General features: G+C 71.3%; 12 protein-coding genes. 8 read left to right on the top strand and 4 right to left on the bottom strand.

All coding sequences use genetic code 11. The features are described 5' to 3' along the window. Positions 1-54 precede the first annotated feature (54 nt). Genes QRX60_RS04010 through QRX60_RS04000 form a run of 3 tightly spaced genes read right to left on the bottom strand, consistent with a single transcriptional unit; the run spans position 55 to position 3,166 of the window. Positions 55-708, bottom strand: a complete 654-nt coding sequence (locus tag QRX60_RS04010; protein ID WP_285999447.1) for a response regulator transcription factor — start codon at positions 706-708, stop codon at positions 55-57. Positions 709-725: 17 nt separating this feature from the next. Beyond that, positions 726-1,850 carry a sensor histidine kinase gene (locus tag QRX60_RS04005; protein WP_285999446.1) on the bottom strand — a complete coding sequence of 375 codons (1,125 nt, stop codon included), beginning with the start codon at positions 1,848-1,850 and terminating at the stop codon, positions 726-728. 53 nt (positions 1,851-1,903) lie between these two features. Continuing rightward, positions 1,904-3,166, bottom strand: a complete 1,263-nt coding sequence (locus tag QRX60_RS04000) for a nucleotide disphospho-sugar-binding domain-containing protein (RefSeq protein WP_285999445.1) — start codon at positions 3,164-3,166, stop codon at positions 1,904-1,906. Between the two features lie 285 nt (positions 3,167-3,451). Here QRX60_RS04000 and QRX60_RS03995 point away from each other — a divergent pair, with 285 nt between their 5' ends. Together QRX60_RS03995 and QRX60_RS03990 are read left to right on the top strand one after the other, a co-directional pair. After that, a complete protein-coding gene (locus QRX60_RS03995; protein ID WP_285999444.1) occupies positions 3,452-4,402 on the top strand; it encodes a proline iminopeptidase-family hydrolase in 951 nt (316 codons plus the stop codon). Then, a complete protein-coding gene (locus tag QRX60_RS03990) occupies positions 4,395-5,354 on the top strand; it encodes an ACP S-malonyltransferase (RefSeq protein WP_285999443.1) in 960 nt (319 codons plus the stop codon). Before QRX60_RS03995 ends, QRX60_RS03990 begins: the two co-directional genes overlap by 8 nt. Here QRX60_RS03990 and QRX60_RS03985 read toward each other — a convergent pair. Then, positions 5,347-5,592 (bottom strand): phosphopantetheine-binding protein, encoded by a 246-nt coding sequence (locus tag QRX60_RS03985; RefSeq protein WP_285999442.1) that lies wholly within the window; start codon positions 5,590-5,592, stop codon positions 5,347-5,349. The genes QRX60_RS03990 and QRX60_RS03985 overlap by 8 nt on opposite strands. A 129-nt stretch (positions 5,593-5,721) precedes the next feature. On the opposite strand from QRX60_RS03985, the gene QRX60_RS03980 reads away from it, so the two are divergent. From QRX60_RS03980 to QRX60_RS03955, 6 genes are all read left to right on the top strand, one after another. Next, complete coding sequence (locus tag QRX60_RS03980) at positions 5,722-7,197, top strand: AMP-binding protein (protein WP_285999441.1); 1,476 nt, start codon at positions 5,722-5,724, stop codon at positions 7,195-7,197. Between the two features lie 202 nt (positions 7,198-7,399). Further along, entirely contained in the window at positions 7,400-8,848 is a 1,449-nt protein-coding gene (locus QRX60_RS03975) for an AMP-binding protein (protein WP_285999440.1), read from the top strand. Then, positions 8,845-10,053 (top strand): type III PLP-dependent enzyme domain-containing protein, encoded by a 1,209-nt coding sequence (locus QRX60_RS03970; RefSeq protein ID WP_285999439.1) that lies wholly within the window; start codon positions 8,845-8,847, stop codon positions 10,051-10,053. Before QRX60_RS03975 ends, QRX60_RS03970 begins: the two co-directional genes overlap by 4 nt. After that, positions 10,050-10,526: a cobalamin B12-binding domain-containing protein gene (locus tag QRX60_RS03965; protein WP_285999438.1), complete on the top strand. Its 477-nt coding sequence runs from the start codon at positions 10,050-10,052 to the stop codon at positions 10,524-10,526. The genes QRX60_RS03970 and QRX60_RS03965 overlap by 4 nt, the downstream gene beginning before the upstream one ends. Positions 10,527-10,560: 34 nt before the next feature. Continuing rightward, the gene (locus tag QRX60_RS03960) at positions 10,561-11,832 is read left to right on the top strand and encodes a methylaspartate mutase (RefSeq protein ID WP_285999437.1); all 1,272 of its coding nucleotides are present in this window, start codon (positions 10,561-10,563) and stop codon (positions 11,830-11,832) included. A 38-nt stretch (positions 11,833-11,870) separates the two neighbouring features. Further along, a complete protein-coding gene (locus QRX60_RS03955) occupies positions 11,871-13,028 on the top strand; it encodes a cytochrome P450 (RefSeq protein ID WP_285999436.1) in 1,158 nt (385 codons plus the stop codon). Positions 13,029-13,139 lie beyond the last annotated feature (111 nt).

Raw genomic sequence — 13,139 nt, 5'->3', positions numbered from 1 at the left:
GCAAGCCGTCGTGAGTGGTTAGGGCGGTTCTAACCGCCCTAACCACTCACGACTTCACGTGCGGACGGTTGTGCTGTCCAGGTAGGTCAGCACCGCGCGGATGCGGCGGTTCTGGTCGCGGCTGGCTTCGAGGCCGAGCTTCGCGAAGATGTTGCTGATGTGGTTCTCCACCGCGCCCTGGGTGACGACCAGGTCCTTCGCGATGGCCGCGTTCGACAGGCCCTGGGCCATCAGCCCGAGGACCTCCGTCTCGCGGGCGGTCAGCCCCTCCAGGGGGTCGCGGTTGCGGGACAGCATCTGGGCGACCACGTCGGGGTCGATCGCCGAGCCGCCGCTCGCCACCCGGCGGACCGCTTCGAGGAAGTCGGCCACGTCGGCGACGCGTTCCTTCAGCAGGTAGCCGACGCCGGAGGTGCCTTCGGCGATCAGCTCGACCGCGTAGCTGCCCTCCACGTACTGCGAAACCACCAGCACCGGCAGGCCCGGGACCTCCTTGCGCGCCGCGATCGCCGCGCGGATGCCCTCGTCGGTGAACGTCGGGGGCATCCGGACGTCGGCGATGACGAGGTCCGGCTGGTGTTCGCGGACGGCGACGAGCAGGTCGTCCCCGTTGGACACGGCGGCCGCGGTCTCGATGCCGACGTCGGCGAGCAGGCTCTGCACGCCGGCCCGCAGCAGGACCGAGTCTTCGGCGATGACCACACGCATTTCGCACTCCCGGGAGTTCACCAGCGGACGGGCAGGTCGGCGCGCACCACGGTGGGGCCGCCCACCGGGCTGACCACGGTGAGCACGCCGTCGATGGTCGCGGCCCGGTCGGCGAGCCCGGCCAGGCCACCACCGGGACGGACGGACGCGCCGCCGTGACCGTTGTCGAGGATCTCGACCACCACGGTCTCGTCGTCGCGGGTCACGCGCACCGACGCGCGGTCGGCGCCGGCGTGCTTCGCGATGTTGGTCAGCGTCTCGCTGACGATGAAGTACGTCGTGGTCTCGACCGGCGCGGGCGGGCGCGGGTCGACGCTCACCTCGACGTCGACCGGGATCGCCATCCGCGCGGTGAGCGAGGACAGCGCCGCGTCGAGACCGCGGTCCTGCAGCACCGGCGGGTAGATCCCGCGGGCGAGGTCACGCAGCTCGGACACCGCGAGCTTGGCGTCCGCGTGCGCCGCGCCGATCAGCTCGCGCACGGCGGCGGTATCGGCGGGGTCGTTAACGTCGAGCTTCAGCTGGGCCCGGCCCAGGCTCATCGCGACCGACACCAGCCGCTGCTGGGCGCCGTCGTGCAGGTCGCGTTCGATGCGCCGCCGCTCGGCCTCGACGGCGTCGACGCCGCGGGCGCGCGAGTCGCTCAGCTGCCGGGTCCGGGCCTCCAGCTGCGCCGTGCGGTCCGGCCCCAGCATCGACGCCGTCAGCGCGGCGTGCAGGGCGCCGATCCGCGGCGCGACGAAGATCCCGAACGGCGGCACGGCCACGGACACGATCCCGGCGACGAACTCCACGATGCCCAGCGGGAAGGCGAGCAGCACGTAGTTCACCTCGCGCCAGGTGACCTGGTCCACCAGGCGGGTCTGCCACGTCTGCAGGAGTCCGGGGCCGTGCTCGCGCCGCCGCGGCGGCGGGACGTCGACGCCGAGCATCGTGTGGACCCAGCGGCGCTCCAGGCGGGCGAAACCCTGGACGAGCGAGGTGGCGGTGATCAGGATCGGGATGCCGACCCACAGCATGGTGGTGGCGATGCCGAGCAGCATCGTGACCAGCACGAGCACGAAGGCGGCGATCCGCAGCGGCAGGCTCCCGATGAGGAACCCGATGGTGCGCACCACCTTCGGCCGCCCGGTCACCGCCATCTTTTCGGGGGTTCGGGTGGCGGAGCCCCTGACCTGGGGCGGAGCCCCAGATGTCACTGCCATCGCGCGATCCGTTCCAGCTCCGGCACGAGGTCGTCCAGCGTCGGCGTGGCCAGCATCTCGTCGCGGACCTCGAGCGCGCAGTCCCGGAAGGACGGTTCCTCCAGCAGCCGGTTCAGCCCACTGCGGACGGACTCCGGCGTGACGTCCTCGAGGTCCAGCACCAGGCCGTTGCCGCGCTTTTCTTGCGCGACGGCGGATACCCGCTCGCTCCAGGTGGTGCCGGGGATGACGAGCTGCGGGACGCCGTTGACGACCGCGTTGCCGATCGTCGCGCCGCCGCCCTGGTGGACGATGGCCGAGCAGCTCGCGAGGAGCTCGTTCATCGGCACGAAGTCGACCGCGCGCACGTTGTCCGGGATCTTCTTCACCGACGCGAGCTGGGCGGCGTTGAGCGTCGCGATCACCTCGACGTCGAGGTCCGCGAGGCCGTCGAGCAGGTCGGCCACCGACGTCTCCTCGACGCCGAGCACCTGCCGGTTCGAGATGCCGAGCGTCAGCATCACCCGGCGGCGCTCCGGCTTTTCGAGCACCCACCGGGGGATGGCCATCGGCTTGTTCTGCGGCACGAACCGCGCCGGCACGTAGTCGACGCCGACGCCGTCGTAGCGCAGGTAGGACGGGTGGCAGTCGAGGGTCTTGACGCCGTGGCGCAGGGATTCGTCGTACTCGGCGCCGAATCGCCCGACCGCGGCGGACATCCACTCGACGAACGGGTCCGGCGTGGTGTCCTCGGGGTGGTTCGCCCGGAGGTCCCGGTACTGCGCGGCGATCCGCGCCGTCTGGTCCGCGGCGTACATCATCCGCAGGTGCGGGACGCCGAGGGCGTGCGCGACGATCGGGGCGGCGTAGATCATCGGGTCCCACACGACCAGGTCCGGCCGCCAGCCCTTCGCGAACCGCACCAGCTCGTCGAGCAGCGAGTCCGGGGTGGTCCAGCGGAAGACCTCGACCCAGTGCTCGTAGACGGTGCGGACGTACTCCTCGGTGTAGCGCTCCGGCCGGCTTTCGGAGATGCGGAAGCCACCCTGCATGGCGTTGTCGCCGTCCATCTGCAGCTGCCGGTGGCGGGCGATGTCGAGCTCGTCGCCGAACCACATCGCGTCGAGGCCGGTTTCGGCGAACGACGCCACCTCGCGCGGGTTGCACTGGCCGACGAACCGGACCTCGTGCCCGGCCGCGGCGAGCGCCCAGCCCACCGGGGCCATGCTGTAGACGTGCGTCCTCGTCGGGAACACCATCATCATGACGCGCATCGACGCACTCTCCGAACTCGGGGGCGAAACACCGCTACAAGGGAAAAGGTAGTGGCGGCGCGCCGCCGGGCCGACCCGGCAACGCGGCGGTAGGGGGCGCGAACCCCTGTTCCCGCGCGGATTCCTTCCGTGCCGCCCGCCCGTGCGCTAGGGAGGTTCGAGCAGGTTTGGAACGGCTTTAGACGCCCCTTAGGGGCTGGTTCCGGCGGGGCCGCGGCGGCTAGACATGAACGTGGGTCCGGCCGCGTGCGCCGGCGGTGAGGGAAAGCGAACGAGGTGATGAGCATGGCCGTGGCACCCATCGCGAAGGGCTGGGTTCCCTTCGGCGGATACCGCACCTGGTACCGGGTCACCGGGACCGCCGGGGGCGAGCTGCCCGCCGTCGTCGTGGTGCACGGCGGGCCGGGGAGCACGCACGACTACCTGCTGAACCTCTGCTCGCTCGCCGAGCACGGGTGGCCGGTCGTGCACTACGACCAGCTGGGCAGCGGCGGCTCGACGCGGCTGCCGGGCCGGGACCCGGCGTTCTGGACGCCGGAGCTGTTCGGTGACGAACTGGACAACCTGGTGCAGCACCTGGGCATCGAGGACAACTACGTCCTCTTCGGACAGTCATGGGGCGGGCTGGTCGTCGCGCGGCACGCCGCGCAGCGCCCGGACGGCCTGCGCGGGCTGGTGATCGCCGACTCGCCGGCTTCGTACCCGCTGTGGCGCCGGGAGATGGACGTGCTGCGGGCCCAGCTCCCGCCCGGGGTCGACGACCAGCTGCGGGCGCACGAGGCCGCCGGCACCACCGGCGACCCGGAGTACTTCGAGCTGATGCGCGCGTTCTACGACCGGCACGTCTGCCGCGTGCTGCCGTGGCCGGCCGACTACCTGGCCTCGTTCATGGAGATGGCCGACGACAACACCGTCTACGCCACGATGAACGGGCCGAGCGAGTTCACCGTCACCGGCACGCTCAAGGACTACTCGGTGATCGAGTACCTCGACGACATCGAGGTGCCGACGCTGCTCGTGTCCGGGCGCCACGACGAAGCCACCCCCGTCACGGTGCAGCCGTACTTCGACCGGATCCACGACGTGCGCTGGGAGATCTTCGAGGACTCCAGCCACGTCCCGCACCTCGAGGAGCCCGAACGGTTCCGCGAAGTCCTGCTGGGTTTCCTGCGGGACATCCAGCCCACCGCACCCGCGAGCCGGGTCGCCGAACGAGAGGTCGCCAGCCATGGATGAGGCCACCCGGCCGGGATCGGCGGTCGTCTTCCCCGGGATGAGCCCTTGTCGCTTCGCCGACTTCGGCAAGTTCCTGCTCATCAACCCCTTCGCCCGCAGGCTGATCTCGCAGGCGAACGACCGGCTCGGCTACTCGCTGGTCGACCGCTTCCGCGAGACCGAGGGCGACTACTCGTCCTACGCCCAGGTCGGGTTCATGCTCACCTGCGTCGCCCTCGCTCAGTGGGCCGAGGAGGAGCAGGGGATGAGCCCCGACTACTGCGCCGGCCCGAGCTTCGGCGAGAAGCCGGCCAGCGTGTACGCCGGGTCGCTCACCTTCCCGGACGCGGTGTGGATGACGGCGGAGCTCGCCCGCTGCCTCACCGAGTTCTTCGCGACCGAGTACACCGACGTCGTGACGCACTCGTTCGTCCGCACCCCGGAGGAAAAGCTCACCGACGCCCTGTCCCAGCTGGAGGGGAAGGGCGAGTGGTTCGACATCTCGTGCTACATCGACCACGACTTCTACATGGTTTCCGTGCGCGAGCGGAACCTCGACTGGCTCAAGCAGACGATCCGGAGCATGGGCGGGCTCTCCCTCTACACGATGCGGCCGCCGCTGCACTCACGGGCGTTCGGCGCGCTGCGCCGCAAGGCGGAAGACGAGGTGCTCGGCGGTCTGGACTTCCACGACCCGCTGCTGCCGATCGTCGCCGACCAGGACGGGGAGATCCTGCGCAGCGGCGAGCAGGTGCGCACGATGCTGCTCGACAGCATCGTGAAACCACTGCGCTGGCCGGACGTCGTGGGGACGCTGGAGCGGTCCGGGGTGGGCAAGCTCTGGATCGCGGGGCCGGACACGCTGTTCGGGCGCGTCCGCGTCACGACCAGCCGCTTCGAGGTGGTCACGGTGAACCCGCGCCTGGCCCTGCAGCCCCGCCGCCGGGGCGCAGGACCGTCGCGCGTCAGCTAGCGGGCTGCAGGGCGGACAGCGTGGTCCACAGCCGGCCGGGGTTCTCGAACGTCTCCAGGTTCAGGGCGTCGTCCTCGAACCGCACGTTGTAGCTCTGCTCCAGCACGGAGAGCAGCTCCACGGTGGCGAGCGAGTCCAGCCCGTACTCCCGCAGCGGCGTCTCGGCGGTCAACGCCTCCTCGGCGGGCAGGAACGGGAGGTACGAGCGCAGCGTCTCGTCGAAAGTGCTGTCCCACATGGCTACTCCGGATCGCTAGGTTGGGATCTACCGAGAGGAAACCGACCGCCCGGTTCGGTTTTGGACTCTACCGCGCGTCGCCGTCCCGGATCGACGCATCGGCACCCCTATTTCCCATGGAGGACGACGATGGACACGGGTCTTACCGGCGGGCCGCAGGCGCGGTTCCTGCGCGGCCTCGAACGCTCCGGCGGCGGCGTGGCCGTCCACGTGGGCGACCAGGCACTCACCTACGACCGGCTGCACGAGCTGGCCCTGCTGTGGGGCGGCGCACTGGCCGAGACCGGCGCCCGCACCGTAGGGGTCCTCTCCGGCAAGGGAGTCACCGCGTACGCGGGAATCCTGGCCGGGCTGTACGCGGGCGCGACGATCGTCCCGCTGCGCCCGGACTTCCCGGCCGCGCGGACCGCCCAGATGGTCGAAGCCGCCGGCGTCGACGTCATCATCGCCGACGAGCGCGGCCGGACCGTGGCGCCCGACGGCGTCCCGGTCCTCGGCGAGCCGCGGGCGTCGCAGGCGTTGTCGGCGCCGCTCGCTCCTTCCTCGGACACGGCGTACGTGCTGTTCACCTCGGGCTCGACCGGGCGGCCCAAGGGCGTGCGGATCGGGCGCGCGGCGCTCGACCACTACTTCGGCCTGCTCGACGAGCGGTACGACTTCACCCCGGACGACGTGTTCTCGCAGACGTTCGACCTGAACTTCGACTGCGCGATGTTCGACCTGTTCTGCGCGTGGGGTGCCGGCGCGCCGGCGGTGGTGCTGCCGGGCGGGGCGTACCGCAACCTGCCGCGGTTCGCGGCCGAGCGCGGGCTCACCGTGTGGTTCTCCACGCCGAGCGCGATCGACCTCGTCCGCCGCACCGGTGGCCTGACGCCGGGCGCGCTGCCCGGGCTGCGGTGGAGCTTCTTCGCGGGCGAGGCGCTGACCGTCCGCGACACGGCCGACTGGCGCGCCGCGGCGTCGTCGTCGATCGTCGAGAACCTGTACGGGCCCACCGAGCTGACCGTGACGGTGTCGGGGTACCGCTGGGACGACGTCGAAACGCCGCGCGTCGCGGTGAACGGTGTCGTGCCGATCGGCGAGGTGCACGCGGGGCACGACTACCTGCTCTTGGACGAAGACTCCGGCGAAGGCGAGCTGTGCATCGCCGGACCGCAGATGACCCCCGGCTATCTCGACCCGGCCGACGAGCAGGGCCGGTTCCTCGAGCGTGCCGGCAAGCGCTTCTACCGCACGGGCGATCGCGTCCGCCGGCTCGGCGGTGCGGAGCTGGCCTACCTCGGGCGGCTGGACTCCCAGGTGCAGGTGCTGGGCTGGCGCGTCGAGCTGACGGAGGTCGAGCACGCCCTGCGCGACTGCGGCGTCCAGGACGTGGTGGCGCTGGGCGTCGCCGGGGACACCGGAACCGAGCTGTTCGTGTTCTACACGGGCGGGGAACGTCCGGTGCTCGAGCTGGTGCGCGCGCTGCGGGCGGTGCTGCCCGAGGGGGTCATCCCGAGGCACTACCGGCACGTCGAGGAGTTCCCGCTGAACTCGAACCGCAAGATCGACCGCAAGACCCTGGCGGCCCGCGCCGCCGACCTCCTCGCTCCCGCCCCCGCCTGAGACCGAGAGCCGTGAAGGCCTCCTTACCGGCCATAAGAGCCGGTAAGGAGGCCTTCACGGCGTTTCGGCGCGGGCCGCCCGGTGGGGTTAGGGGCCGTTAGGGGTGTGGATCCGCAGGTCGGCGCGGCTAGCTTTTCGAAGGTCTCCAGGTGTGTCTTCCACGCCGGTCCGGTCATCCTTCGAGTCCTACGGAGTGGCAGTCGTGAACGATTCTCTGGTCCATTCTCTGCTCGACGCCGCGGTGGCCGATGCGGCCGGGGCGTCGGCGGTCCGCGATCGCGTCGGTGCGTGGACCTACGCGGAGCTCGACGCGTGGAGCCACGCCGTCGCCGTGGTGCTCGCGCGCCGCGGGGTTTCCCACGGCGACCGCGTCGTCGTGCAGCTGCCCACCGATCGCGCACTCGTCGCCCTCTTCTACGGAACGTCGCGCCGCGGCGCGGTGTTCGTGCCGATCAACCCGGCCATGAAGCGGTTCCACTTCGACTCCGTCGTGGCCAACGCCGAACCGGTCCTCGTGCTCACCCCCGACGAGTTCGGTCCTTTCTGGACCGAGGTCGAGGCGGCCCTCGGCGGCAAAGCGGACGCCGTCGAGGTGAGCGAAGACGACATCGCCGTCCTCGTCTACACCTCCGGCAGCACCGCCGCGCCGAAGGGCGTGATCGGCCCGCACCGCCAGGTCACCTTCGCCACCCGCGCGATCCAGGCGGTGCTCGGCTACCGCCGCGACGACGTCGTGTTCTGCCGGTTCCCGATGTCCTGGGACTACGGCCTCTACAAGGTGCTGATGGCCACGCTCGGCCGCAGCGAAATCGTCCTCGCCGACGCCGAGTCGGACCTGCGGCTGCTGCAGCGGATGCGTGAGGTCGGCGCCACCGTCGTGCCGATCGTGCCGTCGCTGGCCACCATGATCGCCACGCTCGCCGAGCGCGACGCCGAGCCGCCCGCGCCGGTGCGCCTGTTCACCAACACCGGCGCCGCCCTGCCCGACGCCACGATCGCCCAGCTGCGCGCCGCCTTCCCGGGCGTGAAGGTGGTCCGGCAGTTCGGCCAGACCGAGTGCAAGCGGATCACGATCATGCCGCCGGACGAGGACACCGAGCGCCCCGGTTCGTCCGGGCTGCCGCTGCCGGGTACGTCCGTGCTGATCCTCGCCGCCGACGGGACCGAGCTGCCGGCCGGGGACATCGGCGAGATCGTCGCCGCCGGGCCGCACGTGATGCCCGGCTACTGGCGGGCCCCCGAGATCTCCGCCCGCGCGTTCCGCCGCGACGAGACCACCGGCGAGCTGCGCCTGCACACCGGCGACTACGGCCGCCTCGACGCCGACGGCTACCTCTACTTCGAGGGCCGCCGCGACGACATGTTCAAGCGCAAGGGCATCCGGATGTCCACTTTGGAGATCGAAGCCGCGGCGATGGACATCCCGGGGGTCCGCGCGGCGGGCGCGATCCCGCCGAGCGACACGCGGGACCTCGCCATCTGCGTCGAGACCGACCTGCCGCCCACGACGGTGCTGCGCGAGCTGGCCAAGCGCCTGGAGCCGCAGAAGGTCCCGTCGCTGTGCCACGTCGTCGAGGAGTTCCCGCTCACGGCGCACGGCAAGAACGCCACGAAGGAACTCGCCCTGCTCGTGGAAGGCGCCCGCAAATGAGCAGCGACCTCGCCGGGAAGTTCGGCACCCCCACCTACGTCTACGACCTCGACGTCGTCGCCGAGTCGCGCGACCAGCTGTTCGGCCTGCTGCCCGAAGGCTTCCAGCTGTTCTACGCGCTGAAGTCCAACCCCCATCCCGAAATCGCCCGGGAGCTGCGCCGCGGCGGGTGCCGCGCGGAGATCAGCTCCACCGGCGAGCTGGCCAACGCGCTGCAGGCGGGGTTCGACCCGGCCGGGATCCTCTACACCGGACCCGGCAAGACCAACGCCGAGCTGGAGCACGCGATCGCGACCGGGGTCCGGCTGTTCTCCGTCGAGTCGCTGACCGACCTGCAGCACGTCGGGGCGGCCGCGGAGAAGCACGGCGTCACGGCGTCCGCGCTGCTGCGCGTGAACACGACCGCGAGCAGCGGCGGCACCGGCATCCGGATGATGGGCCGCCCGTCGCAGTTCGGCATCGACGCCGAGACGCTGCCCGAGATCATGCCCGCGCTGAAGGCGGTGCCCGGCGCCCGTGTCGTCGGCGCGCACTTCTTCACCATGAGCAACGCCCAGGACGAGGACGCCCTGCTCGGCGAGTACGAGTTCGTGCTCACCTCGGCCGCGCGCCTGCGCGACGAGGTCGGGCTGCCGCTGGAGGTCCTGGACATCGGCGGCGGGTTCTCCTCGCCGTACGCCGTCCCCGGCCCGCGCACCGACTACCCGAAGCTGCGCGCGGGCCTGGAGACGCTGCTCGACCTGCACCTGCCCGAGTGGCGCGACGGTGGGATCGAGCTGGCCTGCGAGTCCGGCCGCTACCTGTCCGGCAGCTGCGGGTCGCTGCTCGCCGGCGTGGTGAACGTCAAGGAGAGCCGCGGCAGCCGGTTCGTCGTGCTCGACGCCGGGATCAACGTCGTCGGCGGCCTGTCCGGGATCGGCAGGCTGCTGCCCGCGGCCGTGGGCATCGAGGAAGCCGGCGACGCGACGGGCAGCCTCGTCGGTCCACTGTGTACTCCCGGTGACTCGCTCGCCAAGGCCGCGAAGCTGCCCGAGCTGGCTTCCGGCGACGTCGTCACCGTGCCCAACGTCGGCGCCTACGGCGTCACCGCGAGCCTGATCAGCTTCCTCGGCCGGCCCGCGCCGACGGAGGTCGTCGTGCGCGGCGACGAGGTCGTCTCGGTGTCGCGACTGGACTACCAGCGCGTCTACGAGGTGTCGCCATGACGGAAGAACTGCGGGCCTACGGCGGTGGCGTCGTCACCGAGCCCTCCCGGCGGACGGTGATCGTCAGCAGCATGGCCTCCGACTCGCACACCTGGAACCTCGTGTACCTCGAGCTGCTCGTCGGCGAGCTCGGCTTCGACGTGGTGAACCTCGGCGCGTGCGTGCCCGACGAGCTGCTGGAGTCGGAGTGCCTGAGCCGCCGTCCGGCGATGCTCGTGCTGAGCAGCGTCAACGGCCACGGCCACCAGGACGGCCTGCGCGTGATCCAGCGCCTGCGCGCGTTCCCCGAGCTGCGCACCATGCCGGTGGTGATCGGCGGCAAGCTCGGCGTCGGCGGGGCGCTGACCGCGGAGGAAACCGCGCAGCTGCTGCTCGCCGGGTTCGACGCGGTGTTCGACGACCAGCAGGGCGCGGCGTCGTTCCGCCGGTTCGCCGCGACGCTGTCCGCGGGTGCGACCCAGGTGGAGGCGTGAGCACCGCCGACGCTCTCCCTCCCGCGGAGGCGGCATGAGCTTCGAAGAGTTCGTCGCGCGCCGCCACGCTGCCGGCGAACTCGTCGTGCAGCCCCGCATGGGGTTCGCGGACCCGGCCGTCATGCGCGCCGGGCTGGCCGCGACCAAGGGCGCGGCCGCCGCGACCGTCGGCACCGTGACGCTCGACAGCTACACCCGCGTCTGCGACACCGCGTCCGTGGCGCACGCGCTGCGCAACGGGATCGCCCTCAACGGCTACCCGATCGTCAACCACCCGCCCGAGGTCACGCGCGGGATGCTCGACGGCCTCGAAGGCCCGGACTTCCCGGTGCAGGTGCGCCACGGTTCGGCGCGGCCCGCGGACATCTTCCGCGCGATGATCGCCGCCGGCCTGCACGCCACCGAGGGCGGCCCGGTGTCCTACTGCCTGCCCTACAGCCGGACGCCGCTCGACGAGTCCGTGCGCAACTGGGCGCACTGCTGCGACCTGCTGCTGGACGCCGAGCACCCGGCCGGACGGCCGCACCTGGAGACGTTCGGCGGCTGCATGATGGGCCAGCTCTGCCCGCCGAGCGAGCTGGTGGCGCTCTCGGTGCTGGAGGCGCTGTTCTTCTACCGCAAGGGCGTGCGCAGCATTTCGGTGAGCTACGCCCAGCAGACGAACATGACGCAGGACCAGGAGGCGGTCTCCGCGTTGCGCCGGCTGTGCGCCGAGCTGCTGCCCGAGGCCACCTGGCACGTCGTGATCTACGCCTACATGGGCCTGTTCCCGCGGACGTCGGACGGCGCGCGGGGCCTGCTCGGGACGGCGGCCGAGCTGGCCGTGACGACCGGGTCGGAACGGCTGATCGTCAAGACCACCGCCGAGGCCCACCGGATCCCGACCGTGGCGGAGAACGTCGCGGCGCTGGAGCACGCCGGCGCGGTGGCGCGGTCGGTCACCGAGCGGGTCGTCGTCGACGCCGACAACCAGGTCTACCGCGAGGCGTACGCGCTCGTCGACGCCGTGCTGAACAGCCACGCCGACCTCGGCCGCGCGATCGTCGTCGCGTTCAAGCGCGGCCTGCTCGACGTCCCGTACTGCCTGCACCCGGACAACGCGGGGCAGGCGCGAAGCTACCTCGACCCGGCGGGCCGGCTCGGCTGGTCGGAGCTCGGGTCGCTGCCGCTGCACCGCGTGGTGGAGAGCCGCCACGCCGACCGGATCACCTCGTCGACGCTGATGTCGGCGCTTTCCCACGTCCAGAACGCCTACGACGCCGAGGCGCTGGAACAACCGATGAGAGCGATTGGGGGCGAGTCGTGACGAGTTCACGCCGGACAGTCCGTGCGTATCCGTTCGACATGCACGAGATCTCCGTTTCCGAGCAGTACCACGTCCTGCAGCGCGAAGAGCCGATGAGCCGGGTGCAGATGCCCTTCGGCGAACCGGCGTGGCTGGCGACGAAGTACGCCGACGTCAAGCTGGTGACGACCGACCCGCGGTTCAGCCGGGAGCTCGCGCAGGGCCTCGACCAGCCGCGGATGCGCCGTCAGCAGATGGGCGACGGCATCATGGGGATGGACCCGCCGGACCACTCCCGGCTGCGCCGCCTGGTGAGCAAGGCCTTCACCGCGCGCCGGCTGGAGCAGATGCGCGAGGGCGTGAAGGACCTGGTCAACCGCCTGCTCGACGACATGCAGGCGCACGGTGACAGCGCCGATCTCGTCGAGGAGCTCGCGCGGCCGCTGCCGGTCACCGTGATCTGCGACCTGCTCGGGGTGCCGCAGGAGGACCACAAGATCTTCCGCGAGTGGACCCAGGCGCTGGTCAGCGACGCCACGGCGAAGGGTGACGTGCTCGACGTCTACGGCGACCAGCTCGACAACTACGTCGCCGGACTGGTGGCCCAGCGCCGCGAGGAGCCGACCGACGACCTGCTCGGTGCTCTGGTCTACGCCCGCGACGCGGGGGACAAGCTGACCGAGAACGAGCTGATCTCGATCGCCGGTGCGGGGCTGCTCACCGGCGGTGTGGAGACGGTCTCGACGGCGTTGCCCAGCTTCGTCTTCACGTTGCTGACGCAGCCGGAGCTGCTGGCGCAGCTGCGCGCGGACCCGGACCTGATGCCGACGGCGATCGAAGAGCTGCTGCGGTACGTGCCGATCAACACCGCCGCGATGTTCGCGCGCTACGCCACCGAGGACATCCGCTTCGGTGACGTCGTGGTGCGCGCGGGCGACCCGGTGCTGCCGGCGCTGCACGCGGCCAACCGCGACCCGGAGGTGTTCGCCGACCCGGACCGCATCGACCTGACGCGCAAGCCGAACCCGCACGTGGCGTTCGGGCACGGCCCGCACCACTGCATCGGCGCGCAGCTGGCCCGGCTGGAGCTGCAGGAGGCGCTGAAGGCGATCCTGGCGCGGTTCCCGGACCTGCGGCTCGCGGACGGGCGCGAGGGCGTGAAGTGGGAGTACGGCGTGATCGTGCGCGGGCCTTCGCTGCTGCGCATCGCCTGGTAACGGCGCGGGTTGTCGTGAGTGTTTAGGGCGGTTCTAACCGCCCTAAACACTCACGACAGCTGCGGGAGTGCCGCCCCTAGAAGGGTTTTCAGGGGATCCGGCCGCGCTGCG

The sequence above is a fragment of the Amycolatopsis mongoliensis genome, assembly GCF_030285665.1.
Lineage (GTDB): Bacteria > Actinomycetota > Actinomycetes > Mycobacteriales > Pseudonocardiaceae > Amycolatopsis > Amycolatopsis mongoliensis.
This window is presented reverse-complemented; position numbering and strand designations above follow the sequence as displayed.